The sequence below is a fragment of the Stenotrophomonas maltophilia group sp. SKK55 genome (assembly GCF_057179845.1).
The window spans coordinates 102,310-125,796 of record NZ_JBXUHP010000004.1; the positions used below are offsets into that span (position 1 = coordinate 102,310).

21 protein-coding genes and 1 tRNA gene are annotated in these 23,487 nt (G+C 67.1%); 8 read left to right on the plus strand and 14 right to left on the minus strand.

Annotation, left to right across the window (positions count from 1 at the left end):
* Window positions 1–19: 19 nt before the first annotated feature.
* On the minus strand, window positions 20–400 hold the full coding sequence (locus AC2A1N_RS02505) for a YbjQ family protein (RefSeq protein ID WP_010482286.1): 381 nt from the start codon (window positions 398–400) through the stop codon (window positions 20–22).
* A 98-nt stretch (window positions 401–498) separates the two neighbouring features.
* Here AC2A1N_RS02505 and AC2A1N_RS02510 point away from each other — a divergent pair, with 98 nt between their 5' ends.
* Entirely contained in the window at window positions 499–1,200 is a 702-nt protein-coding gene (locus AC2A1N_RS02510) for an alpha/beta fold hydrolase (protein WP_242890520.1), read from the plus strand.
* Here AC2A1N_RS02510 and AC2A1N_RS02515 read toward each other — a convergent pair.
* Entirely contained in the window at window positions 1,163–1,978 is an 816-nt protein-coding gene (locus AC2A1N_RS02515; protein WP_242890532.1) for a YdcF family protein, read from the minus strand. The genes AC2A1N_RS02510 and AC2A1N_RS02515 overlap by 38 nt on opposite strands.
* Window positions 1,979–2,248: 270 nt before the next feature.
* Here AC2A1N_RS02515 and AC2A1N_RS02520 point away from each other — a divergent pair, with 270 nt between their 5' ends.
* Both AC2A1N_RS02520 and AC2A1N_RS02525 read left to right on the plus strand, forming a co-directional pair.
* A complete protein-coding gene (locus AC2A1N_RS02520; RefSeq protein ID WP_242890535.1) occupies window positions 2,249–2,641 on the plus strand; it encodes a hypothetical protein in 393 nt (130 codons plus the stop codon).
* A 12-nt stretch (window positions 2,642–2,653) separates the two neighbouring features.
* Complete coding sequence (locus tag AC2A1N_RS02525) at window positions 2,654–4,399, plus strand: ATP-binding response regulator (protein WP_484371413.1); 1,746 nt, start codon at window positions 2,654–2,656, stop codon at window positions 4,397–4,399.
* Window positions 4,400–4,467: 68 nt separating this feature from the next.
* Here AC2A1N_RS02525 and dkgB read toward each other — a convergent pair whose 3' ends face one another.
* Window positions 4,468–5,277: a 2,5-didehydrogluconate reductase DkgB gene (gene dkgB / locus AC2A1N_RS02530; protein ID WP_242890540.1), complete on the minus strand. Its 810-nt coding sequence runs from the start codon at window positions 5,275–5,277 to the stop codon at window positions 4,468–4,470.
* Between the two features lie 246 nt (window positions 5,278–5,523).
* On the minus strand, window positions 5,524–7,644 hold the full coding sequence (locus tag AC2A1N_RS02535) for a methyl-accepting chemotaxis protein (RefSeq protein ID WP_242890550.1): 2,121 nt from the start codon (window positions 7,642–7,644) through the stop codon (window positions 5,524–5,526).
* A 183-nt stretch (window positions 7,645–7,827) separates the two neighbouring features.
* Here AC2A1N_RS02535 and AC2A1N_RS02540 point away from each other — a divergent pair, with 183 nt between their 5' ends.
* Together AC2A1N_RS02540 and AC2A1N_RS02545 are read left to right on the plus strand one after the other, a co-directional pair.
* A complete protein-coding gene (locus AC2A1N_RS02540) occupies window positions 7,828–8,283 on the plus strand; it encodes an Rrf2 family transcriptional regulator (protein WP_072168047.1) in 456 nt (151 codons plus the stop codon).
* Window positions 8,273–9,178, plus strand: a complete 906-nt coding sequence (locus AC2A1N_RS02545) for an NAD(P)/FAD-dependent oxidoreductase (protein WP_242890553.1) — start codon at window positions 8,273–8,275, stop codon at window positions 9,176–9,178. Before AC2A1N_RS02540 ends, AC2A1N_RS02545 begins: the two co-directional genes overlap by 11 nt.
* Window positions 9,179–9,287: 109 nt before the next feature.
* Here the strand turns inward: AC2A1N_RS02545 and AC2A1N_RS02550 are convergent, their stop codons facing one another.
* From AC2A1N_RS02550 to AC2A1N_RS02565, 4 genes are all read right to left on the minus strand, one after another.
* Window positions 9,288–10,508 carry an RtcB family protein gene (locus tag AC2A1N_RS02550; protein WP_242890557.1) on the minus strand — a complete coding sequence of 407 codons (1,221 nt, stop codon included), beginning with the start codon at window positions 10,506–10,508 and terminating at the stop codon, window positions 9,288–9,290.
* A 57-nt stretch (window positions 10,509–10,565) separates the two neighbouring features.
* Window positions 10,566–11,690: a slipin family protein gene (locus AC2A1N_RS02555; RefSeq protein ID WP_061478981.1), complete on the minus strand. Its 1,125-nt coding sequence runs from the start codon at window positions 11,688–11,690 to the stop codon at window positions 10,566–10,568.
* Window positions 11,691–12,047: 357 nt separating this feature from the next.
* A tRNA-Thr gene (locus tag AC2A1N_RS02560) sits at window positions 12,048–12,118 on the minus strand.
* A gap of 649 nt (window positions 12,119–12,767) precedes the next feature.
* Entirely contained in the window at window positions 12,768–13,724 is a 957-nt protein-coding gene (locus AC2A1N_RS02565; protein WP_061478982.1) for an aldo/keto reductase, read from the minus strand.
* A gap of 169 nt (window positions 13,725–13,893) precedes the next feature.
* On the opposite strand from AC2A1N_RS02565, the gene AC2A1N_RS02570 reads away from it, so the two are divergent.
* Both AC2A1N_RS02570 and AC2A1N_RS02575 read left to right on the plus strand, forming a co-directional pair.
* Window positions 13,894–14,751 carry a class I SAM-dependent methyltransferase gene (locus AC2A1N_RS02570; protein ID WP_061478983.1) on the plus strand — a complete coding sequence of 286 codons (858 nt, stop codon included), beginning with the start codon at window positions 13,894–13,896 and terminating at the stop codon, window positions 14,749–14,751.
* A 242-nt stretch (window positions 14,752–14,993) separates the two neighbouring features.
* Window positions 14,994–15,533: a pseudouridine synthase gene (locus AC2A1N_RS02575; RefSeq protein WP_061478984.1), complete on the plus strand. Its 540-nt coding sequence runs from the start codon at window positions 14,994–14,996 to the stop codon at window positions 15,531–15,533.
* A gap of 94 nt (window positions 15,534–15,627) precedes the next feature.
* Here the strand turns inward: AC2A1N_RS02575 and AC2A1N_RS02580 are convergent, their stop codons facing one another.
* The gene (locus AC2A1N_RS02580) at window positions 15,628–16,002 is read right to left on the minus strand and encodes a hypothetical protein (protein ID WP_061478985.1); all 375 of its coding nucleotides are present in this window, start codon (window positions 16,000–16,002) and stop codon (window positions 15,628–15,630) included.
* Window positions 16,003–16,200: 198 nt separating this feature from the next.
* Complete coding sequence (gene hrpB / locus AC2A1N_RS02585; protein WP_061478986.1) at window positions 16,201–18,705, minus strand: ATP-dependent helicase HrpB; 2,505 nt, start codon at window positions 18,703–18,705, stop codon at window positions 16,201–16,203.
* Window positions 18,706–18,772: 67 nt separating this feature from the next.
* Here hrpB and AC2A1N_RS02590 point away from each other — a divergent pair, with 67 nt between their 5' ends.
* Window positions 18,773–19,570, plus strand: a complete 798-nt coding sequence (locus tag AC2A1N_RS02590; RefSeq protein ID WP_061479042.1) for a TatD family hydrolase — start codon at window positions 18,773–18,775, stop codon at window positions 19,568–19,570.
* A gap of 79 nt (window positions 19,571–19,649) precedes the next feature.
* Here the strand turns inward: AC2A1N_RS02590 and AC2A1N_RS02595 are convergent, their stop codons facing one another.
* From AC2A1N_RS02595 to AC2A1N_RS02610, 4 genes are all read right to left on the minus strand, one after another.
* Complete coding sequence (locus tag AC2A1N_RS02595) at window positions 19,650–20,576, minus strand: NAD-dependent epimerase/dehydratase family protein (RefSeq protein WP_061478987.1); 927 nt, start codon at window positions 20,574–20,576, stop codon at window positions 19,650–19,652.
* The gene (gene panE / locus AC2A1N_RS02600) at window positions 20,573–21,511 is read right to left on the minus strand and encodes a 2-dehydropantoate 2-reductase (protein ID WP_061478988.1); all 939 of its coding nucleotides are present in this window, start codon (window positions 21,509–21,511) and stop codon (window positions 20,573–20,575) included. The genes AC2A1N_RS02595 and panE overlap by 4 nt, the downstream gene beginning before the upstream one ends.
* A gap of 159 nt (window positions 21,512–21,670) precedes the next feature.
* A complete protein-coding gene (locus AC2A1N_RS02605; protein WP_061478989.1) occupies window positions 21,671–22,462 on the minus strand; it encodes an ABC transporter permease in 792 nt (263 codons plus the stop codon).
* Window positions 22,459–23,427 carry an ABC transporter ATP-binding protein gene (locus tag AC2A1N_RS02610; protein WP_061478990.1) on the minus strand — a complete coding sequence of 323 codons (969 nt, stop codon included), beginning with the start codon at window positions 23,425–23,427 and terminating at the stop codon, window positions 22,459–22,461. The genes AC2A1N_RS02605 and AC2A1N_RS02610 overlap by 4 nt, the downstream gene beginning before the upstream one ends.
* Between the last annotated feature and the right edge of the window lie 60 nt (window positions 23,428–23,487).

The window sequence follows — 23,487 nt, forward strand, 5'->3', positions numbered from 1 at the left end:
CGTACGCTTGGCGGCTGCATCACCGCACCGGCTCTACCACCACCGCCGTGCCATAGCACAGCACTTCGGTCAGCCCGGTCATCACATCGGTGGCGTCGTAACGCATGCCGATGATCGCGTTGGCACCCAGCTGCCGCGCGTGCTTGACCATGTCGCGGTAGGTTTCCTCGCGGGCCTGTTCGCACAGTTCGGTGTAGATGGTGATGTTGCCGCCGAACAGGGTCTGGATGCCGCCGAGGAAATTGCCGACGATCGAGCGCGAGCGCACGGTGATGCCGCGTACCACGCCGAGGTTGCGCACCACGCGATGGCCGGGCAGCTCGAAGGCGGTGGTGACCAGCGCATCGTCGAAACGCAGCGCGGGCGGGGACGTGGGGCTGCTGTTGTAGGGGTCTGCCATGGTCGCGTCCGTGTCGTAGAGTCGAGCTTGCTCGACTCTACAGTGCAATCACCCGTTGCGGCATGGCGCCGTCACCGCACCAGCGCGACAATACCCCCATGACCGACCGTATCCCCCTGTTGCTGCTGCCCGGCCTGCTCAACGATGCCGAGCTGTGGCGCGCGCAGATGGCCGACCTGGCCGACATCGCTGACTGCACGGTAGGCGACCAGACCCGTGGCGAGACCCTGCAGGCGGTGGCCGAAGACGTGCTGGCGCAGGCACCGGAGCGCTTTGCGCTGGCCGGGTTCTCGCTGGGCGGCTTCGTGGCCCAGCAGATCCTGCGCATCGCGCCGGAACGGGTGCTGCAGCTGGCGCTGATTGACACCTCGATCCACGCCGACTCGCCGGAGCGCGCCGAGCAGCGGCGCAGCCAGCGCGCCAGCGTGCGCCTGCCGGGCAGGTTCCACGGCTTCGGCGATGTGCTGATGCGCAGCTACATCGATGCCTCGCGGCTGGACGACTACGTGCTGGTACAGCGCGTGCGCGACATGACCACCCGCCTGGGCGCGGAAGTGTTCCTGCGCCAGAGCGCACTCGAACGCCGTGACGGCCATGATGTGCTGGCCGGTTACCGCGATCCGCTGCTGATCGTGTGCGGCGCCAACGACCGCATCACGCCGCTGGCAGTGAGCGAGGAAATGCACGACCTGGTGCCGCACTCGCAGCTGGTGGTGGTGCCCGATTGCGGGCACCTGGCCCCGATGGAAAAGCCGGACGAGGTCAGTGCGGCGATGCGTGGGTGGCTGTCTGTGGATTGAAGGGGATCGGTGGCATCGGCGGTTCGTTCCACCCCAGTCTGTTGTAGGCGTGGTAACGAAGCACGCCGATACGTTCGTGCAACATCACCTCAGCCAGCAGCAGGTTGAAGGCCGAGGGGAGCCATCCGGGTGTGGCGCGTAGCCGGTCGCTGGGCAGGCCTTCGGCAATCACGCCGAAATGCTGGAAATAGAGCAGGCTTCGCCTGAGGTGAAGGCCCGAGGTCACGATTACCACGCGCGATGGGTCGTGGTGGAGCATCGCACTGCTGTTCCGGGCGTTCTCCCAGGTGTTGGCGCTGGCATCCTCCTGCTCGATGCGATCCATCGGCACACCCAGACGGACCAGCTCGCGCGCATAGACGTTGGCCTCGCTGGTATTACGGTTTCGTGAGGCACCTCCGCTCACGATCAACCTGCAGGTCTCGTGCTTCTGCTGGCAGAGCAGATAGCGCTGCGCCGTAACCAGTAATCGGCTGTACCCCACCAGACCCGGGCTGGAGCCCTCGGCATGGTGCTCGATGCCACCGCCCAGCAGCACGATCGTTGTCTTCGGCCGATCTGCAGGTGTCGTGAATGCAGCGCTGGCCTGGGCCCGGTCGAGCATCCATTGCGTTATCGGGCCCGTTGCGCTGGACAAGGCCATCAGGGGCAGCACCGACAGGAGTGCCGCGGTGCGGAATCGGCGTGTGGCGATCAGTGCAGCACATGCCAGCAGAAGAAGAAGGGTAAACGCCAGCACAGTGCACCTCAGGAAAGTTTGAATGAATTCCGATGGCACGGGGCCTTCGTTGTGTGGATGCTGGATGCCATGGATCTGAAGCGACTGTCACCCTCCGCAAGAGCGGGCGTCATTCTCGGCGGCGTATTGCTTGGATTAGGGCTGGGATACGTGTTTTCCGAGCGGTTTCCGGGTTTGTTCGCTCTCATTCATGAGCGGATGCAGTAGCGAATCGGGAAGATGCGTTGTCGCGAATGGCCCTGCACGAAATCGTATTTGGCCGGGAGCGATATGCACGAACAGGTCGCATGCGACATATGGCGGAGACAGATGCACGCAATCGATCGACGTGGCATGGCGGGAACGCAGGCGGCAGGCGCCGATCGCCCTGAGCTTGGCGAGCATTCAATGCTGAAGGTGATTGCCGCGGTGTCACCATGCGAGCTGCCGTCCTTTGTTGCTGCGTTGGACGAAGCGATAGCACAGTGGAGGGCGGAGTCTGCGAGTACGCCCAGCAGCGATCTGGATGCAGAACTGGCGCGCCTGCACGCGCTCAAGAGCATCACGTCGGCGCTGGGCAGCAGGATGATCGCCAGCGCGTGCGACGACCTGGGTGAGTGCCTTCGATCGGGCGCGGCGACAGACCACGTACGCCGCCGCTCCCAAGCCGTGGCGGTAGCGGCGCAGCGCCTTCTGCAACGTTCCATCGTTTCTCACAGGTGAAGGAGTCCGGCCATGCCCCATGCACCTTCTGGTCTGCTCGATGCTGGCCCCGATGCACTGCTTGAGGCGGCCCGCTCACTGGAAATGAAACGACTTGCGCTGTTGCTGTCCTGGCTGCAGGAACCACGTGCCAGCCTGTCCAGGGTGGTATTGCAGGTACTGACCGTGCTGTGGTGCTGGCTCTGGATGGATGGACCACAATCCGTGCTGGCCAACGAGGCGGCGAAGGTGCTGCCTGCGTCGATTGCGCTGCTTGTTGCGTCCGTGGCATGGGCTGCATGGGTGAATCTCCATAAGGATCGCGGTGTGGCATGGCGCGACGCGGTGGGCCTGTTCCTCAGCCTGGTGATGGTGACGGTGCAGGTTGATGCAGCCTTCATTCTTCTGATGACGCTCAATGCAACGCTGCCTTTCCTGGTGATCGCCGCGACGGCTGTCTACGGGCGGAGGGCGATCGCACCGGCCATCGCCGCAACGGCGCTGGGCCTGCTGTGGGCCGCGCCGGAGGGCTATTGGATCTCGCGACCTGCCTACCTGGCCTATGCCCTGGCGCTGACGATCCTGCTGCCGGCCGTGGTTGCCTCCATGGTTGCGGCCATGCGCGATATTGCGCTCCGTGCCGTCGCGTCGCGCGAGGCCCAGGGGCGGTTCATCGGAACGATGAGCCATGAGCTGAGGACGCCGTTGAACGCCATCATCAATGGCATCCAGTTGCTGGACATGGATGCCGCGACGTCGGCGCAGCGCAGTTCGTTTGCGATGGTGGCCCGGCAGGCAAGAGCGCTGCGGCATCGCATTGATGATGTCCTCGATGTGGCCAGCATCGAGGGTGGAACGCTGCGGCTTCGTCCTCAACCCTGTTCATTGGCGTCCGCGCTCGATGCGATGCAGGAAAGCTGCGCACCGGCTGCTGCGGAGAAAGGTGTACTGCTGACGGTGGAGGACTGCGATCCCGCAGTGTGGATGCTGGTTGACGCAGGCCGGGTCGAACAGGTGATCAGCAATTTTGTCTGCAACGGGATCAAGTTCAGCCCGGTGGGGGGCGAGACCCGCGTGTCCATTGACGCCTCCCGCATCGGTGAGAAATGGCAGGTGCGGGTGACCGTTTCCGACTCCGGGTGCGGTATCGACGAGAGCGACCAGGAGGCGATCTTCTCCCCCTTCGTCCAGGTGAGCGAGGGTGATGCCCGTTGCGAGCAGGGGGTTGGGCTTGGGCTCTACATCGTGCGACTGATTTCCGATGCCATGGGCGCGACGATCGAGGTGGGCCGCAGCACGTGGGGTGGCGCCTCGTTCCAGTGGTGCTTCACCGCTCCTGCCGTGATCGGCGAGGCAGCATCACCTTCGCTTGAGGCCGTGTTCAAGGCACATGCGGCGTCGGTACGATCCCTGCATTGCCTGCTGTTCGAGGATGTGGAAACCAACCGGCAGGTGGTCGAGCGGCTGATGGAATGTGCAGGTCATCGACTGAGTTGCCGGCACGACGGGCGCGATGCGCAGGCTGCGGTGGCGTCGCTTGCGCCGGACGTGGTGCTGCTGGACCTTCATATGCCGGGTTGCAGCGGTTGGGACGTGCTTGAAGCGGTCGGCTCCAGAACGGACGGTCCGCCCATCCTGGTGATGAGCGCGGACACGCGTCTGCAGGTCATCGAGAGGGCGCGTTCAATGGGCGCTGCCGGCTTCCTGTGCAAACCGTTGGATGTGCACGAGGTGCTGCGGATGCTGCACGAGGTGGCGCCCCGGAGATCCAGTCTGTAGAGCCGAGCCATGCTCGGCTCCAGGGAGACGGCAGCCGAGCGTGGGCTCGGCTCTACAACAACAGGGCCTCAATCCCAGGCCGGCGCAATGCCTTCCGGGTTGGCCAGGCGATGGCCGCGGTCGAGCTTGGCGATCTGTGCCATGTCTTCGTCGGTCAGGCGGATCGCTGCCGCTTCCAGGTTGCTGGCCAGGTTCTCGCGCCTGGTCGAGGACGGAATGACCGAGAAGCCCTGCTGCAGCGCCCAGGCCAGCGCGACCTGCGCCGGCGTGGCCTGGTGGCGGCCGGCGATGGCCTGGATCACCGGGTCCTTGATTACCTCACCATAGGCCAGGCTCATGTAGGCGGTGATGTGGATGCCGTTGTCCTGCAGGAATTTCACCAGCAGGCGGTTCTGCAGGTACGGGTGGATCTCGATCTGGTTGGTGGCGATGGCGCCGGCACCCAGGATGCCGATCGCCTTGCGGGTCTGCGCGATGGTGAAGTTGGAGATGCCGATCTCCTTCGTCAGGCCCTGTGCCTTGGCCTCGGCCAGTGCGGTCAGGTACTCCTCCATCGGCACGTCGACCTTGCCGTTCGGCGACGGCCAGTGGATCAGCGTCAGGTCCACATGATTGGTACGCAGCTTTTCCAGACTGGTACGCAGGCTGGCCAGCAGCGCTTCGCGCTTGAACTCGGTGATCCAGATCTTGGTGGTCAGGTAGATCTCATCGCGCGGCACGCCGGAATCGGCGATGGCCTGACCGACTTCGGCTTCGTTGCCGTAGATCTGCGCGGTATCGATGGCGCGGTAGCCGACCTCCAGCGCGTTGCGCACGGAATCGATCACGGTCTGGTCTTTGAGGCGGAAAGTGCCGAGACCGAAGGCGGGGACTGTCATGAGGGGCTCCAGCAGTGGGGGAGGGAGACGGGAATATTCACGAAAGGGTAGGCCAGCGGCCGTGTGCATGCCGGCAACGGTGCATTGCACTGCCGTGTACGACCACAGGCCGTAATGAGTGCGGAACGTTGGTCCGCACTGTTCATGCCGCCACCCATGTAGCGTTGGACGCTGCCGGCCAGCGGCCGGCACTACCCCAGTCCGCGCTCCACGGGGGTGCCGGCCGCTGGCCGGCAACCGGATCCCTCAGGCCGCGCGCGCCAACGCGTCCTTCGCTGTCGCCGTGGCCGACAGGTCGAACACATCGACCGCATCGATCAACCGGTTCGCCTGCTGTTCCAGGCTGCGCGCCGCGGCGCTGGCTTCTTCCACCAGCGCGGCGTTCTGCTGGGTGGTGCCGTCCATCTGGATCACCGTCTGGCTGACCTGTTCGATGCCCGCGCTCTGTTCCTGCGAGGCTGCAGAGATCTCGGCCATGATGTCGGTCACGCGCTGCACCGAGGCGACGATCTCGGCCATGGTGTCGCCGGCCTCGCGCACGCGCTGCGCACCCTCACCGACCTGTTCCACCGACGCCTCGATCAGCGACTTGATCTCCTTTGCCGCCGCCGCAGAGCGCTGTGCCAGCGTGCGCACTTCGCTGGCAACCACCGCGAATCCGCGGCCCTGCTCACCGGCGCGTGCCGCTTCCACCGCGGCGTTCAGCGCCAGGATGTTGGTCTGGAACGCGATGCCATCGATCACGCTGATGATCTCGGCGATCTGCCGTGACGAGGTTTCGATCGCGCCCATCGTCGCCACCACCTGGCCGACCACGCTGCCGCCCTGCGAGGCGACCGCGTGCGCGCCGATCGCGAGCTGGTTGGCCTGGCGCGCGTGTTCGGCGTTCTGGCGCACGGTGGAGGTCAGCTCTTCCATGGATGCCGCGGTCTCTTCCAGATTGGCGGCCTGCTGCTCGGTACGGCGCGACAGGTCATTGTTGCCGGCGGCGATCTCCGCGGCGGCGGTGTGGATGTTGCCGGAGGCGTGCTTGATGTCGGTGACGATGGTCGCCAGCTGCGTGGCGGTGGTATTGGCATCGCCGGCGATACGCGCGAACACACCCTGGAAATCACCGTGCATGCGTGCACCGAGGCGGCCATCGGCGATCGCGCGCAGCATCGTTGAGACTTCGCCCAGGTTCAGTTCTGTGGTCTGCATCAGGCGGTTCAGGCCATCGACCATCGCGCGGAAGTCATGCTCGAAGCGCGCGCTGTCGCCGCGCTGGCTGAAGTCACCGGCGGCCGCCGCTTCGGCCAGGCGGCGGATTTCGCCGTTGATCGCACCGAGGTTGTGCTTGACCGCATCCAGCGCTTCGGTGATCACTGCCTTCTCGCCGGGCAGGCGTTCCATGTCCTGGCTGAGGTCGCCGACGGCGTAGCGGCCCATGATCGAGATCGCGCGCATCTTCACCCGGATGTGCGCGTCGACCAGCGTGTTGCAGTCGGCCACCATGGTGCCGAACGCGCCGGGGAAGGCAGCGGCGTCCATGCGATGGCTGATGGTGCCGGCCTCGTGCGCCTGGGCCATCGCGGCCTGTGCATCCAGCACGCCGCGCAGCGTGGACTGCAACGCCTGCATCGCCTGGGCGAGGCGTCCGATCTCGTCGCGGCTGCGCACCTGCACCACGTGCTGCAGGTCGCCGGCAGCCACTGCGCGTGCAGCGGCTTCCACCGCCAGTACCGGCTGCACCACCGCGCGCCGCAGCCACCAGGCCAGGCCGATCAGCAACAGCACGGCGGCCAGCACCGTCAGTGACGCGCACAGCAGCAGGGTCTGCCGCGCCTGCTGCGAACGCGCCGCCAGCGCCGCTTCGGCCACCTGCGTGGCATGCGTGCTCAATGCATCCAGTGCGGTCGCCACCGCGCGATCCTTGCCGCGCACGAGGGTGTCGCCGGCGGCGGGATCGTAGCCGGCCGCGGCAAATGCCTGCAGCGCCGCGTGATAGTCCTGCTGCAGCTGCGCGTGCAGGCCAACGAACGCCTGCGCCAGTTCACGCGTGCGCGCGTCCGGGCTGGTCACCAGGCCCTTGGCCAGCCGTTCGACCAGGCGGCCTTCGTTGTCGAAGGCGTCCAGATGGCGCTGACGCAACGCGTCGTCGTGACCACGCAGCAGCACGTTCTTCCATTCCTGCACCTGGCCGCGGAACTCACGCTGCAGGCGTTCGGCGTCGCGGCTGTGCGCGACTTCGGGTGGAACCTCGGTGGACAACTTGAACCAGGCGGAGGCCAGGCCAGCCAGCGCGCACAGCAGGACCACGGCCAAGCCAACAGAGACCGCGCCGAGCAGCTTGGACTGCAGGCGCGGAGCACGGACAGACGCATTCATCGGGAAGCACTCTCGGGAAGGGGCAATGCGGTATCGACCCGCCAAGCTCCCGCTGAAGTGCGACGAACATCACATTAGCGTTTCGTTTATTGATGTGAAGAAAGTGTTTCATAGGACAAATGTGTCCATATAGAACGAATATGGACCCTGGACAGGGGATATAAATGTAACTAATGTAGTTACATGAAATCCGCGAACCTGCTCTCTGATGCCCTGCACGTGATGGCGCACCTGGTCGGCCAGGACGGCCCGCGCACCTCCGAGCAGCTGGCGTCCTGCCTGCCGACCCATCCGGTGGTGATCCGCCGCCTGCTGGCGCAGCTGCACAGGGCGGGCCTGGTTCACAGCGCCCGTGGTCATGGCGGTGGCAGCCAGTTGGCGCGCGATGCCGCAGCCATCACCCTGCATGACGTCTACCTGGCGGTGGGCGCACCGTCGCTGGTACAGGTCGGTACCCGTGATTCCGGCGGTGGCTGCCCGATCCAGCAGCTGGTCAACAGCGCTTTGCTGGAGGGTGCACGCGAAGCACAGCGCCTGCTCGAACAGCGCCTGCGGGCGACCACGCTGGACAAGCTCGGCGCCGACTTCGCCCGCCATCTCGCCCATCACCGTTCCCTGGAAGGTCACCATGAATCCTGATGTGCTCATCGTCGGCGGCAGCTATGCCGGCATTGCCGCCGGCCTGATCCTGGCCCGTGCCCGCCGCCCGGTCACCGTCATCGACGCCGGTTCACCACGCAACCGCTTCGCCAGCCATTCGCACGGGGTGCTGGGGCTGGATGGCATCAGCGGCGCCGAGCTGCTGAAGACCGCGCGCCAGCAGCTGCTGGATTACCCCAGCGTGCGCTGGGTGCATGCCGAGGCCGTGCAGGCCACCGCCGGCGCAGTGGGTGTGGAAGTACGAACCGCCGATGGGCAGGTGCTGGCCGCGCGCAAGCTGCTGCTGGCCAGCGGTATCGCCGACCAGCTGCCGGAGCTGCCCGGGCTGGCCGAGCGCTGGGGCAGCACCGTGCTGCACTGTCCCTATTGCCACGGTTACGAAGTGGGCGGTGGCGCCATCGGGCTGCTTGGCGGGCATCCGATGTCCGCCAGCAAGGCGCCGCTGTTTGCCGACTGGGGCAATGTCACCTTCTTCAGCCAGGGCCTGCCGATCACCGATGAGGAACGGGCTGCCATGCAGCAGCGCGGCGTACAGATCGAGACGTCGCCGGTGCTGGGCGTGCAGGGCGACCAGCCGACCTGGCTGGAAGTGGAGCTGGCCGATGGCCGCCGCATCGCCCAGCGGGCGCTGTTCGTGCCGGCCACCCAGGTGATGGCCACGCCGCTGGTGCAGCAGCTGGGTTGCACATTGGCCGAGAGCCCGCTGGGCGAGTTGATCGAGGTCGACATGATGAAGCAGACCTCGGTGCCGAACGTGTATGCCGCAGGCGATGCGACCACGGTCGGCAACATCACCCTGGCCATGGCCGAAGGCGTGCGCGCGGGCATCGGCGTGCACCACGCGCTGGTGGCTGAAGACAGCAGCGCGCGCTGAACGTTGCACAGGTAGAGGCCGACCCTGGTCGGCGCCGTTCCCTCCACGCATGGCGTGGATCTACTGCCATTGGGTGCGGTGGGTGCCGGCCTTGGCCGGCACCGCTCCATTACCCCTTCACGCACAACACCTGGCGCAGGGTGTGCACCACGTCGATCAGGTCCAGTTGCGCGGCCATCACATCGTCGATCGACTTGTACGCGGCCGGTGACTCGTCCAGCACGCCGCTGTCCTTGCGGCATTCCACGTGCGCGGTGGCCTCGCGGTGCTGGGCCAGCGTGATCTGCTGGCGCGCGGCGCCACGGCTCATCACCCGGCCGGCACCGTGGCTGCAGCTGTGGAAGCTGTCCGCGTTGCCCTTGCCACGCACGATGTAGCTGCGCGTGCCCATGCTGCCGGGAATGATGCCCAGCTCACCCTCGCGGGCACTGACGGCCCCCTTCCGGGTCACCAGCAGCTCCTGCCCGTGGTGCGTTTCCTTCTGCACGTAGTTGTGGTGGCAGTTCACCGCCATCGCCGCCAGCTGGAACTTTGGCAGCCGGTGGCGCATCTCGGCCAGCACGCGCGACATCATCGCCTCGCGGTTCTGCCGGGCGTAGTCCTGTGCCCACGACACGGCTTCGACGTAGTCATCGAACAGCGGCTCGCCTTCCATGAAGAAGGCCAGGTCCTTGTCCGGCAGGTGGAAGCCGAGCACGCGCCGGGCCAGTTCCTCGCGCGCCTTCTCGATGAAGTAGGTACCGATCAGGTTGCCGGTACCGCGCGACCCGCTGTGCAGCATCACCCACACCGTGTCGGTCTCGTCCAGGCACAGTTCGATGAAGTGGTTGCCACCACCCAGTGTCCCGAGCTGGCGGTCGAGCTTGTCGGTGCGGATCCTGCGGTGCCTGTCCTTGATCTTCTCCAGGCCGGCGGCCAGTCCGGACTGCACCAGGCGGGTATGGATGCTGTCGGGCATGCGCTGATGCTCGCCGCCGCGCCCGTTGCCGACCGGGATGCTGCGCTCGATGCTGTTGCGCAGCTGCCGCAGGTCATCGGGCAGGTCGTTGGCGCGCAGCGTGGTGCGCACGGCCGCCATGCCGCAGCCGATGTCGACGCCGACTGCGGCCGGGATGATCGCACCGCGGGTCGGGATCACCGAGCCGACGGTCGCGCCCTTGCCCAGGTGCACGTCCGGCATCACCGCCACCCACGGCCCGACGAACGGGATCGCGGCGATGTTGCGCAGCTGCTCATGCGCCTGCGCTTCCAGTGGCACGCCGTTGACCCAGCCCTTGATCGGCGTGGTGCCCTCGGCGTGCAGCCATTGATAGTTCTGTTGCATGTCCATTGTCTTGTTGAATGTCCTTGATGGGCCGGCGGCGCGTCCCTGCGCCGCCGCGACCCCCTACCTGATCGTCACCAGCTGCTTCAGCACGCCATCCAGGCCGCCGAACACGGTGAGCGTGTCGATCTTCTCGGTGACCTTCTCCAGCGCCTCCAGCTCCTTCAAGCGCATCAGCACCGGGTTGTCCTCGATCAGCTTTGCGGTGTTGAGCTGCGAACGCGTGGCGTTGGCCTCCTCGCGGCGACGGATCACGCTGGCCTGGGCCTGCTTCTCGGCCAGCACCACGCCGTTGAGGATCTCCTTCATCTCGCCCGGCAGGATCACGTCCTTGATGCCCACGCCAAGCAGACGTACACCGTGGCCCTCGATCGCCGCCTGCACATGGGCGGCGATCTCACCGTCCAGTGCTGCCTTGTCGCCCAGCAGCTCGTCCAGGCTGCGCGCGGCAATCGCCTGGCGCAGGCCGAACTGCAGCTGCCGATAGATGAATTCATCGGCATTGCTCAGCGTGCGGTGTGCACGCACCGGGTCGACCACCTGCACGGTCGCGGCCAGGTTCACCCGCAGGGTCACCTTGTCGCGGCTGAGCAGTTCCTGGCCGGACACGTCCAGCGAACGCGCACGCAGCTCCACGCGCTCCACCGACACGTTGCCGTTGAAGTTCCAGAACGCATGCAGGCCGGCGTCCAGCGTCTGGCGCAGCGTGCCATCGATGAACAGCAGGCCGACCGACTCGCTCGGCACGGTGCTGATCACCGCGACACGCGGCAGCACGCCCAGCTGGCCCAGGCGCTGCTGCACGTCCAGCGGGATGCGCGGCTCGTCACCCAGCGCCATCACGCGTACCTGGGTGTCGACCGAACCGCGCCAGTACAGACGGCGGCTGCCCGGCGGCAGCACCTCGTCGATGCGGCCGTTGCGCAGCAACAGGCCGACCTCGCCGGCGCCGACGTTGGCCAGCACGAAGTGCGTGTCCAGCTGTGCGCCCAGCGCTTCGATCAGGCTGTCCTGGTCGCTGCCGGTGTAGGCCGCGCCCTTCGATGCGGTGTGGATGTCCACGTGCGGGCGGCCGCCGAACGGCGACAGGCGGTGCACGCCCGGCAGCAGGATCTGCTGGAAACGACGGTTGCGATACACCAGGCCGCGCTCGCCGTCGCCGATCACGACCTTGATGGTCCAGAACATGGGAGTCTCTCCTTGTATGGCTCTGGTGGTTCGACCCGTTGCGGATGAATCGCCAAGACCCGGGTCGATCAGGTCGTGGCGAGGCCGCCTGCACACCACGTGCAGGCAGCGGAAGAGGGCGGCCATCGGCGGACGGTCCGCGCGCGGAGCCTTCGGTGCACCGGCAGTGCTGCCATCGTCGTTCCCGGCAGGCAGCACCGGGGCGGAACGTGGCTGGCAGTGACGGCGGGCCGAGGCCCGGCGTGCGGTCCGTTGCCTTCCACGCCCCCGCCCGAAGGCAGTGACCGTGGACGGCGACGATGGCCGCTGGGGCTTGCGCCCCGGGTGTTGCTTCAAGTCATGACGTGAAAGGTCATGTGGTTGGAGTGGGAGTCGAACCCACGACAGACGGATTACGGATCCGTTGCTCTACCCGACTGAGCTATCCAGTGGTGAACCGCGCGGAATCGAACCGCGTGCCGGCGAACCGGCGCCTGCCTCCAGCAGGCGATCCAGGCGATGGCATGTCCGCGACCGCCGGCATACGCCACGGCAACGCCGCGCGCACCAGCCCGTGGTTGAAACGGGACCGTTGGAGAATCGAGGGTGCAGGCCACCGACATTATCGGCGAGCGATAATGTTTGAGTGCGATGCAGATAATGTCCAGGCGTTGCCATGCACGCGGAGAAAATCCTCCGGCGCAGCAGAAAAACCTGGGTCAGTGAGCGGCGGGTCGCCGCGCGGGGTGCAGTTCTGGCATCGCGGGTCCTTGTGCCGACGCAAACGAAAACGCCCCCGGGACTTGCGTTCCGAGGGCGTCGTCAGGCCTCGGAGATCGGGGTGGCCGATCTCCGCAGGGCGGGTATCAGGCCGTTGTCAGCTGGTCTTCCTTGCCGAACGCGCGCGCCGGCCGGTCCATGCGCAGGCATGGCAGCAGTTTGGCGATGGCGAAGGAATGCGCGTTCAAGGGAAGTTTCCAGTGGGTGTTGAAACGAGGTGCGCACGATAAACCACGATTTAGTCGCGCGCAACCATTTTGTTGAATTATTTTCTTCGATGTACGTGTCATGCCGGCCAGCGGCCGGCACTACCGGGTCTCATGATTCGGCGCTGGCGGCATCCAGCTGCGCGACATCCTGCACGCTCAGCGATACGTTGGCTGCGGCCAGCAGGTCGTGCAGCTGTTCGACGCTGGTGGCGCTGACGATCGGCGCGGTGATCGACGGCCGCGCGATCTGCCAGGCCAGTGCGATCTGCGCAGCGCTGGCGCTGTGCTTGCTGGCTACGTCATCCAGCGCCTGCAGGATGCGCAGGCCGCGCGGGTTCAGATAGCGCTTCACCACCGTCTCGCCACGCGCCGGGCTCTTGGCTGCATCGGCCGGCGTGCGGTACTTGCCGCTGAGGAAGCCACTGGCCAGCGCGTAGTAGCCGATCACACCGATCTGCTCGCGCTGCACCAGCGGTTCCAGTTCCCTTTCGTAGCCGGCGCGGTCGTACAGGTTGTACTCCGGCTGCAGGGTTTCGTAACGCGGCAACTTGTAGTCGGTGGACACCTTCAGCGCATCGGCCAGGCGCGTGGCGCTGTAGTTGGAAGCACCGATCGCACGCACCTTGCCGGCCTCGATCAGGCGGCCGAACGCAGCCAGTGTGGCTTCCAGCGGCGTCGACTCGTCATCCTCGTGGGCCTGGTACAGATCGATCACGTCGGTCTGCAGCCGGCGCAGCGAATCCTCGACCGCCGCATTGATGTTGTCCGGGGTCAGGCCGGGGCGTTCGGCCCACTTGGCCACCTTGGTTGCCAGCACCACCTTGTCGCGCTTGCCGCTGCGGGCAAGCCACTTGCCGATCAGCGTCTCCGATTCGCCGCCGACATTGCCCGGCACCCAGGCCGAGTACACATCGGCGGTGTCGACCAGGTTGAAGCCGGCATCGACGAAGGCATCGAGCAGGGCGAAGCTGGCCTTCTCATCGGCGCTCCAGCCGAACACGTTGCCACCGAAGGCGAGCGGACGTACATGAAGGCCGGAACGGCCCAGTTCGCGGGTTGCCGTCATGGGCACGGACTCCTTGGGGGAAGTGTTCCAGAATAGAACGCGATGTGTGACCGTGCTGCGGCGACGACCACAAAACAGTGTTCCGCGACGCGCACGCCGCTAACGTTTTGTGAACACCTGGGACGCTGCGACTGCTAGTCTCGCCGCATCTTCCGCTGGAGTCGTCCCGATGATGCCTGCTTCGTCCCTGCGTGGTTGCCGACTGCTGCTTGCTTCGGCCCTGCTTGCTGCTGTTCCCGCGTTCGCCGCACCGGCCACGGTGGCACCGGCGAAGATCGAGGTCTTGCCGGCCATCGACGCGGCGGTAAAGGCGCCCACCCGCGATGCCAACAACGTCAAGCGCGATGGCTTCCGCCATCCGGCGCAGACGCTGTCGTTCTTCAAGGTGGCACCGGAAAAGACCGTCATCGAGATCACCCCCGGCAACGGCTGGTATTCGGAAATCCTGGCGCCGCTGCTGCATGACAAGGGCCATTACGTCGCTGCGGTGGTCGATCCGATGGCGGTGCCCGAAGGCCGTGGCCGTGACTACCAGCAGCGCAGCCGCGACAGCCTGGAAAAGAAGTACGCCGGCGCGCCGGCACAGTTCGGCAAGACCGCCGTGGTGGCCTACGATCCGGCCAAGCCGGTGTTCGGCCCGGCCAATTCAGCCGACGTGGTGCTGACCTTCCGCAACGTGCACAACTGGCGCAAGGCCGGCCAGGCGCAGGGCATGTTCCAGGGCTTCTTCAACGTGCTCAAGCCGGGTGGCGTGCTGGGCGTGGTCGAGCATCGCGCCAAGACCGACGTGGCCGACGACGATGACACCGGCTATGTCGGCCAGCAGCAGGTGATCGCGATGGCCGAGGCCGCCGGTTTCAAGCTGGACGCGCGCAGCGAGGTCAACGCCAACCCGCGCGACACCAAGGACCACCCCAATGGCGTGTGGACGCTGCCTCCGACCAACCAGCACGACAAGGCCGATGATGCGAAGTACCAGGCGATCGGCGAAAGCGACCGCATGACCCTGCGTTTCATCAAGCCGTAAGCCGGCACGCCGTAGCGCCAGCGCGGAGTGCCCCGTAGAGCCGAGCCGATGCTCGGCTCATTGCGCGCAGCGCGACGGAGCACAACAGCAGCCGAGCGTGGGCAATGCCGGCCGTCCTGACCGGCACCCTTCGGACCGTCGCACGCGACGTTGGCAGCGGCTCCTGCCGCTGCCTCCGGTTCTACAGTTGCCTGGGCGCGATGCGTGGGACAATGCCCCATCCGCCGCCCGCCGTGCCTGCAATGCTGATCGCCTTCAACAAGCCCTTCAACGTGCTCTGCCAGTTCACCGACCGCAGCGTGCCGCCGCGGCCGACCCTGGCCGGATTCGGCCTGCCGCCGCGCGTGTATGCCGCCGGCCGCCTGGACCATGACAGCGAGGGCCTGCTGCTGCTGACCGACAACGGCACGCTGGCGCACAAGCTCACCGACCCCAGGCACAAGGCCGACAAGACCTACTGGGTGCAGGTGGAAGGCACGCCCAGTGACGAGCAGCTGCAACAGCTGCGCGATGGCGTTGTGCTCAACGATGGGCCGACCCTGCCGGCGAAGATCGAGCGCCTCGACCCGGCGCCGACGCTGTGGACGCGCGATCCGCCGGTACGCTTCCGCAAGACCGTGCCGGACAGCTGGTTGGCGATCACGATCCGCGAAGGCCGCAACCGCCAGGTGCGGCGGATGACAGCGGCAGTGAACCTGCCGACGTTGCGGCTGGTGCGGGTGTCGATGGGACCGTACCGGCTGGAGGACCTGCAGCCCGGACAGTGGCGGCAGATCGGTTGAAACAGAAAGGGCCGGAGGCCTCGCGGCATCCGGCCCTCATGGAGCGCCTTGGGGTCAGAGCCCTTCCTGTGGAAGGGATCCGACCCCGGCAGGCTCAGGCGTCGCTGCCGATATCGCTGTGCTCGTCCACGACGGTGTCGTTGCGGCGGTCACGCGCGCTGATGCGCTGCGCCTGCCCATTCACCACGTGGCCATTGGCAGCCTTCTTCTTCTGCTGCTTGCGGTACAGCGCATAGCCGAGCAGGCCGACACCCACCGCAGCAGCGGCCACGGCCACTGCGGGATTGCGGCGCACGAACTTGGTGGCGACCTTGCCGCCGGTCTTCACTGCGCCGAGGGCGGCGCCGGTCTTGATCCAATCCGCGTTGCGCAGGCTGCCACCGGCGCTCTTCAGGCCATCGCCGGCGGTGTGGGCCAGCTCCAGGGCGCGCTCCAGAGCGCGGTCGGTGATTACGGTCAGCTTGCTCATGCGGGGGTCCTTTGCCTCGGGTCGAAGTCCAGTGTCGCGCGTTGCCCGTAAACGGTATGTCAGTCGGGGACGCACGTGGTGTGACTCTACCGCAGCCATTCAGGATCAGGCAGGGTCCCAAACCGGTAGCCGGCCGCTGGCCGGCAGTCCCGGAGCACCTTGTGGAATGCATTGCCGGCCAGCGGCCGGCACTACCCGTCAGGTTCCACGCGGCTTGGCGCGGTGCGTGGCTGTCGCGGTCCACGGATCGTCCGGCCACGGATGGCGCGGGTAGCGCCCCTTCATTTCCTTTTTCACTTCGGCGTAGGTGCTTTCCCAGAAGTTGCGCAGGTCCTGGGTGACCTGCAGCGGGCGGCCGCCGGGGGAGAGCAGGTGCAGGGTCAGCGGCACGCGGCCATCGGCGATGCGCGGCGTGTCGGCCAGGCCGAACAGTTCCTGCAGCTTCACCGCCAGTACTGGCGGCAGCGGGTCACCACTCTCGCTGTCCAGCGCATAGGTGATCGGCCGCTCCAGTCCGGACGGCACCGTGATGCGGGTCGGCGCATGACGCTCGACCAGCTGCCGCTGCGACCACTCCAGCGGCGACTTCAGTGCCTCACCGAAGCTGGATTCGTCCAGCGCATCCAGACGGCTCTTGCCGGCAAACGCGGGTTGCAGCCACTGCGCACGGTTGGCCAGCAGCGCCGCGTCGCTGCAGTCGGGCAGGTCCAGCTCCGGCATCCAGCGCCGTAGTGACTCGACGCGCGCCTGCCACTGGCGCAGGCCCTCGGTCCACGGCAGCGCCTGCAGACCGAGTTCAGCCACCGCGTCGGTCAGTGCCTGCGCGGCGTGCTGCGGATCGACCCGGCCGGCCGAGCGGCTGTCCAGCACGATGCGGTCGAAACGGGTCTCGCGCAGCGCCACCAGGGCGCGTCGTTCGCTGTCCCAGCGCACCACGTCTTCAGTGACGAAGCGCTCCGGCCACGCCTTGCGCAGCCGATCCTCGTCCACCGGCGCGGCGCGCAGCAGCAGTGCATCGCGCGCCTCGAAGCGCAGTTCGCTGGCCACCAGCCACGGCTCACCGCGCAGGTCGCTCAGCTCGTGCAGGCGCGCGCTGCGGCCATTGGCCAGCAGGTAGCGCAGAGGATCGCTGGGATGCTGGAAGCCAATCCGGTCAGGGAAGGCGTGCGCGAGCAGGTCGCCCAGCTCATGGGCCTCGATGCTGGCCGGCGGCGTGGCTTCGCAGCGCAGGCGGCGACGCCACTGCTTGGCGGCGGCATCGATCGCGGCCAGCCCGCTGCGGTTGGCATCGCCCGGTGTGCGGCCATTGCGGAACGCGGCCAGTGCGCGCCAGCGGGCCGCCAGCGCGTCGCCGCCCTGGCGCAACGGGTCGCGCGCCTCCAGCAGTGCGGCCAGGTCGGCAGCCAGCGCCTGGGCGCGGGCATCGGGCGCTGCCAGCAGCATCGCCGCCATCCGTGGATGCGTGCCCAGCGCCAGCACACGCCGGCCCAGTTCGGTGATCGCGCCACTGCTGGACAGGGCGCCGAGCCGTTGCAGCAGTTCGCGCGCCGCGCCCATCGGACCCGCCGGGGGCGGATCGAGGAAGCGCAGATCGCTGCTGCCCCAGGCCGCCAGTTCCAGTGCCAGTCCGGCCAGTTCCACCTGGTCGATCTCGGCGCGGCGCTGCGGTTCCAGCCGCTGCGACTGGGGCCACAGCCGCCAGGCCACGCCCTCGGCGACGCGGCCGGCGCGGCCCGCGCGCTGGTCGGCCGATGCCTGCGCGATGGCCACCACATCCAGCCGGGTGAAACCACTGTTGGGGTCGTAGCGCGGTTCGCGTGCCTGGCCGCTGTCGATCACCACGCGCACGCCGGGCAACGTCACCGACGACTCGGCGACGTTGGTGGCCAGCACCACGCGGCGGCGCCCATCGCTGGCCGCCTGCAGTACGCGCGCCTGTTGTTCCACCGGCAGTTCACCGTGCAGCGCCAGGACCTCGACATCGCCATTGAGCGATTCCTGCAGGCCCGCCTGCACCCGTGCGATCTCGCGCTGGCCGGGCAGGAACACCAGCAGGTCACCGGGGTGCTCGACCAGGGCTTGCTGCACAGCGCGCCGCACCTGCAGCTCGAGTGCTTCATCGCGGCGCGCCGGGAAGTGGCTGATCGCCACCGGGTAACTGCGGCCCTCGCTGCTCAGGCGCGGTGCATCGAGGAAGCGTGCCAGCCGCTCGCCGTCCAGCGTGGCCGACATCACCACCAGGCGCAGGTCGTCACGCAGCTGCGCCTGCACGTCCAGCGCCAGCGCCAGCCCGAGGTCGCCACTGAGGTGGCGCTCGTGGAATTCGTCGAACAGGATTGCCCCGACCTCTTCCAGCATCGGGTCGTCCTGCAGCATGCGGGTCAGGATGCCTTCGGTGACGACTTCGATGCGCGTGCGTGACGAGATCCTGTTCTCGAAGCGGATGCGGTAGCCGACCGTGCCGCCGACGTCCTCGCCGAGTTGTCGCGCCATGAACAGCGCCGCGCTGCGTGCGGCCACCCGGCGCGGTTCCAGCAGGATGATCTTGCGGCCCTGCAGCCACGGTGCGTCGAGCAGGGCCAGTGGCACCTGGGTGGTCTTGCCGGCACCGGGCGGGGCCTCCAGCACCAGTCGCGACTGTGCGGCCAGGTGCTGCTGGATCTGCGGCAGCAGCGGGGAAATCGGGAAGAGCGGGGCGGTCATGTGCAAAGGATAAGGGGCCACGGCGGGCGCAGGTACAATGCGCGGGCACTTTTCCCCCACGATGACCATGCACCTGATCGATATCGGCGCCAACCTGACCCACGACTCCTTCGACCGCGACCGCGATGCCGTGCTGGACCGCGCGCGCCAGGCCGGCGTGGTGCAGATGGTCATCACCGGCGCCAGCCGCGAGCACTCGCCGTTGGCGGTGCAGCTGGCCCAGCAGCATCCGGGCTTCCTGTACGCCACCGCCGGCGTGCACCCGCATCACGCGGTGGAGTACACCGAGGAATGCGATGCCGAGATGCGCGCGCTGCACGCCCACCCGGAAGTGGTGGCGGTGGGTGAGTGCGGGTTGGACTACTTCCGTGATTTCTCGCCGCGCCCGGCCCAGCACCGAACGTTCGAGCGCCAGCTGCAGCTGGCGGCAGACAACGGCAAGCCACTGTTCCTGCACCAGCGCGACGCGCACGCCGATTTCATGGCGCAGATGAAGAATTTCGAAGGTCGCATCGGCCCGGCGGTGGTGCATTGCTTCACCGGCGAACGCGATGAGCTGTTCGATTATCTGGACCAGGATTGGTACATCGGCATCACCGGCTGGCTGTGCGACGAGCGCCGTGGCGCGCACCTGCGCGAACTGGTGAAGAACATCCCGGCCAACCGCCTGATGATCGAGACCGACGCGCCGTACCTGCTGCCGCGCACGCTGAAGCCGATGCCGAAGGACCGGCGCAACGAGCCGATGTTCCTGTCGCACATCGTGGAAGAGCTGGCACGTGACCGTGGCGAGGACGTTGCGGTGACCGCGGCCAATGCCACGGCGGCCGCCCGCGCGTTCTTCCGCCTGCCCGACGCGGGTTGATCCGTAGAGCCGAGCCCATGCTCGGCTCGTCGCGCGCAGCGCGACGGACACGGAGAGCAGCCGAGCATGGGCTCGGCTTCTACAAAGCGCTGTCCGGTAGCGCCGGGCCATGCGCGGCGAGCGAAGCGGCAAGGTCCGTCAGGCCTTCACGGTAACTCGGGAAGCGCGGCTGCCACCCCAGCGCTTCACGCGTGCCACGGCTGTCGATGCGCTTGTTGCTCTCGTAGAAGCGCCGCAGCGTCGGGCTCAGTGCCGGGTCATCCCAGGCCACGGCGGGCGGCAGCGCAAACCCACCCAGCTGCGCAGCGAAGGCCAGCACATCCTGTGGCGGTGCCGGTTCGTCGTCGCTGGGCAGGTACAGGCCCTTGTGCGTCGGTCGCTGCATTGCGGCGATGACGACGGTTGCCAGGTCATCCACGTGCAGTCGGTTGAACACCTGGCCCGGGCGAACCACGTGGCGTGCACGGCCCTGCGCCAACTGCACCAGCGCATTGCGACCCGGCCCGTACAGGCCGGGCAGGCGGAACACCGCCGAGGCGATGCCGCGTTGTCCGGCCAGTGCACGCCACTGGGCTTCCGCGAGCAGGCGCTGCACGCCAGCCGCTTCAGTGGCGTCGGCCGCGCTGCGCTCGTCGATCCAACCGCCGGCGCGGTCGGCATACACCGAGGTCGACGACAGATAGCCGACCCAGCGCAATGCCGGGCTGGCCTGCAGCGCGGGCAGCAGCAGGCGCAGTGCCGGGTCCCCTTCAGCATCCGGTGGCACGCTGCACAGCACGGCATCGGCCTGTGCGATCTCATCGAGCAGGGCAGGCGACGGTGGCGTGTCGGCGTGCAGCTGATGCCGCGGCAGGCCATCGTCCGGCGCGAACGAGGGATCGCGCACCGTGCCGGCCACGCCTACGCCGTGCGCCTGCAGCTGCGCGGCCAGCACGCGTCCGCTCCAGCCCAGCCCGAGAATCAGTACCCGCGCGGGCAACGGGCTGGCCTGCAAGGCGGTACTCACGCGACCCGCAGTGCCTGGTAGGCCTGCAGGCTGCTGTAGGCAACCTGCAGCAGCAGGGCTTCCTGATCAGCCCTGCGCGCACGCACCAGCATGTCGCCAACAATCTGTTCGGCCTCCACCTGCTGGCCGGCCTCCAGATCGCGCAGCATCGAGGCCTTCAACGCCGAGCCGGCCTGGGTCAGCGTGCCGCGCGCAGTGTCCTGCGCTGCCTCCGGAACCGGTTCACCGGCGGCTTCGGCGACGGCCAGGCACTCGTCGTAAAGGCCACGTACGATCGCTTCGCCATCATCGGTGGCGACGATGGTGCCGATATCCGCGCGCAGCAGGCAGGTGGCCGCGGCCAGCGCGGTCAGGAATGTGTACTTGATCCACTGTTCCTGGCCGATACGTTCGCTGGCAAGGTGATCAAGGTTGGCCTTCGCGCAGACCGCAGCCAAGGCGCGCACGCGCGCGGAGATCGCGCCGCCGTCGCGCTCGCCGAAGGTGAGCTTGGCCGGCTTGCCCAGATGCAGCACCGCGCCATCGGGCGCCTTGGTGGCGCTGATGAAGCACAGGCCGCCGAGCACCGCGTCGCGGCCAAAGCGCATATCCAGTGCGTTGTAGTGGTGCAGGCCGTTGAGGATCGGCAGCACGGTGGTGTTCGCTCCGACTGCCGGGGCGATGGCATCGATCGAACTGTCCAGGTCGTAGGCCTTGCAGCTGAGGATGACCAGATCGAAGGGCTTCTGCGCGGCCAGTGCGGGCAGTGCATCAGCCGTGACGTGCTGAACCGGGAAACGCGCATCACCCAGTGGGCTGCGGATGACCAGGCCATCATGGTCCAGCTGCGCGGCGCGCGCGGGGCGCACGAGGAAGGTCACGTCCACGCCGGCCTGGGCCAGGCGGCCACCGAAGTAACCGCCGGTGCCGCCGGCGCCGAGGATCAGGATGCGCATTGCACGTTCACCGTTTTCTGGGGGGAATCAGAACTGCGATTGTGCCGGAGATTGCTGGCGAAAAAGAGCCGAGCGTAGGCTCGGCTCTACAGGCTGCTGCATCCACGCATGGCGTGGATCTGGTGTTGCCGGCCAGCGGCCGGCACTACCACGCAGGTCTCAGCTGCGCATGCCCACGCCACGGCGCAGCAGCCACAGGGCCAGCGCCGTCAGCACCACCACGAAACCGATCATCAGGCCGTAGGCCACCGGCAGCGGCACATCGCTGCTGCCCAGCAGGCCATAGCGGAACGCATTGACCATGTAGAAGATCGGGTTCGCGTGCGTGGCCGCTTCGGCCCAGCCTGGCAGCAGCTTCACCGAATAGAACACGCCACCCAGGTAGGTCAGCGGGGTCAGGATGAAGGTCGGCACGATCGCCACGTCGTCGAATTTCTTCGCGTACACCGCATTGATGAAGCCGGCCAGCGAGAAGATCGTTGCGCCCAGCAGCACCGTGGTCAGCGTCACCAGCGGGTGCGGGATGCGCACCGGGGTGAAGAACATGGCGATGATCAGCACGATCACGCCCACCATCAGGCCGCGCAGCACGGCGCCGGCCACGTAGCCCCACAGGATCACCCAGTTCGGCATCGGGCTGACCAGCAGCTCTTCGACGTGGCGGCCGAATTTGGCGCCGAAGAACGAGGAGCTGATGTTGCCGTAGCTGTTCTGGATCACGCTCATCATCACCAGGCCCGGCACGATGAACTGCATGTAGGTGTAGCCGCCCATGTCACCCACGCGCGACCCGATGAGGTTGCCGAAGATCAGGAAGTACAGGGTCATGGTGATCGCCGGCGGCACCAGGGTCTGGCCCCAGATGCGCATGATGCGGGCGACTTCGCGGCGCACGATGGTCATCAGCGCGATGCGGTTGCGCTGGCCGTCGGTCAGCTCGGTGGTGCTCATGCAGGCTTCTCCATGTTGCCGGTGAGGCGCACGAACAGCTCCTCCAGGCGGTTGCTCTTGGTACGCATCGAACGCACGCGGATACCCGCCTCGTTCAGCGTGGCGAACACGCGGTTGAGGTCCATCGCGCGTGGCATGTCGATGTCCAGCGTGTGCGGATCCGGCGCGGTCAGCGTCGCGCCCTCGATCACCGGCAGCTGTGCCGGCAGGTCACCGTCGATGTCCAGCAGGAAGCCTTCCACGTCCAGCTTGGCCAGCAGGGTGCGCATCGGCCCCTGCTCGACGATCTGGCCATGGTTGATGATCGCCAGGTGGCGGCACAGGTACTCGGCCTCTTCCAGGTAGTGGGTGGTGAGGATGATCGTGGTGCCGGCACCGTTGATCTCCTTCAGCACGCGCCACATGTCGCGGCGGATCTCGATGTCCACGCCGGCGGTGGGTTCGTCCAGGATCAGCAGCCGCGGGCGGGTCATCATCGCGCGGGCGATCATCAGCCGGCGCTTCATGCCGCCGGACAGCGTGCGGCTCATCACCTGCGCCTTTTCCCACAGGTGTGCGCGCTTCAGCTCTTCCTCGGCGCGCTTTTCGGCTTCCTCGCGCGGCACGCCGTAGAAACCGGCGTAGTTCACCAGGATGTCGAAGGGCTTCTCGAACAGGTTGAAGTTGATTTCCTGCGGCACCAGGCCGATCAGGCGCATGGTGGCGCTGCGGTTGCGCACCAGGTCGCTGCCGAACACTTCCACCTGGCCCTCGCTGAGGTTGACCAGGGAGCTGATGATGCCGATCAGGGTCGACTTGCCGGCCCCGTTGGGGCCGAGCAGGGCGAAGAAGTCGCCCGGGGCCACTTCCAGGGAAACGCCCTTCAGGGCCTGGGTGCCGTTGTCATAGGTCTTGCGCAGGTCGCGCACGCGCAGGGCGGGCGCCGTATCGTTCTGGGATGCCAAGCTCGAAGCCTTCGCGCCCATGGGCTGGCGCTGGAGAGGGGCGGGGAGGGGCTATTATAGAAGACCCCGAGGGCTTGCCCC

Bases quoted from the DNA above. Each gene is read 5' to 3' on its own strand.
- AC2A1N_RS02505 (WP_010482286.1), bottom strand. From the start codon at position 400: ATGGCAGACCCCTACAACAGCAGCCCCACGTCCCCGCCCGCGCTGCGT.
- AC2A1N_RS02510 (WP_242890520.1), top strand. From the start codon at position 499: ATGACCGACCGTATCCCCCTGTTGCTGCTGCCCGGCCTGCTCAACGAT.
- AC2A1N_RS02520 (WP_242890535.1), top strand. From the start codon at position 2,249: ATGCACGCAATCGATCGACGTGGCATGGCGGGAACGCAGGCGGCAGGC.
- AC2A1N_RS02525 (WP_484371413.1), top strand. From the start codon at position 2,654: ATGCCCCATGCACCTTCTGGTCTGCTCGATGCTGGCCCCGATGCACTG.
- dkgB (WP_242890540.1), bottom strand. From the start codon at position 5,277: ATGACAGTCCCCGCCTTCGGTCTCGGCACTTTCCGCCTCAAAGACCAG.
- AC2A1N_RS02535 (WP_242890550.1), bottom strand. From the start codon at position 7,644: ATGAATGCGTCTGTCCGTGCTCCGCGCCTGCAGTCCAAGCTGCTCGGC.
- AC2A1N_RS02540 (WP_072168047.1), top strand. From the start codon at position 7,828: ATGAAATCCGCGAACCTGCTCTCTGATGCCCTGCACGTGATGGCGCAC.
- AC2A1N_RS02545 (WP_242890553.1), top strand. From the start codon at position 8,273: ATGAATCCTGATGTGCTCATCGTCGGCGGCAGCTATGCCGGCATTGCC.
- AC2A1N_RS02550 (WP_242890557.1), bottom strand. From the start codon at position 10,508: ATGGACATGCAACAGAACTATCAATGGCTGCACGCCGAGGGCACCACG.
- AC2A1N_RS02555 (WP_061478981.1), bottom strand. From the start codon at position 11,690: ATGTTCTGGACCATCAAGGTCGTGATCGGCGACGGCGAGCGCGGCCTG.
- AC2A1N_RS02565 (WP_061478982.1), bottom strand. From the start codon at position 13,724: ATGACGGCAACCCGCGAACTGGGCCGTTCCGGCCTTCATGTACGTCCG.
- AC2A1N_RS02570 (WP_061478983.1), top strand. From the start codon at position 13,894: ATGATGCCTGCTTCGTCCCTGCGTGGTTGCCGACTGCTGCTTGCTTCG.
- AC2A1N_RS02575 (WP_061478984.1), top strand. From the start codon at position 14,994: ATGCTGATCGCCTTCAACAAGCCCTTCAACGTGCTCTGCCAGTTCACC.
- AC2A1N_RS02580 (WP_061478985.1), bottom strand. From the start codon at position 16,002: ATGAGCAAGCTGACCGTAATCACCGACCGCGCTCTGGAGCGCGCCCTG.
- hrpB (WP_061478986.1), bottom strand. From the start codon at position 18,705: ATGACCGCCCCGCTCTTCCCGATTTCCCCGCTGCTGCCGCAGATCCAG.
- AC2A1N_RS02590 (WP_061479042.1), top strand. From the start codon at position 18,773: ATGCACCTGATCGATATCGGCGCCAACCTGACCCACGACTCCTTCGAC.
- panE (WP_061478988.1), bottom strand. From the start codon at position 21,511: ATGCGCATCCTGATCCTCGGCGCCGGCGGCACCGGCGGTTACTTCGGT.
- AC2A1N_RS02605 (WP_061478989.1), bottom strand. From the start codon at position 22,462: ATGAGCACCACCGAGCTGACCGACGGCCAGCGCAACCGCATCGCGCTG.
- AC2A1N_RS02610 (WP_061478990.1), bottom strand. From the start codon at position 23,427: ATGGGCGCGAAGGCTTCGAGCTTGGCATCCCAGAACGATACGGCGCCC.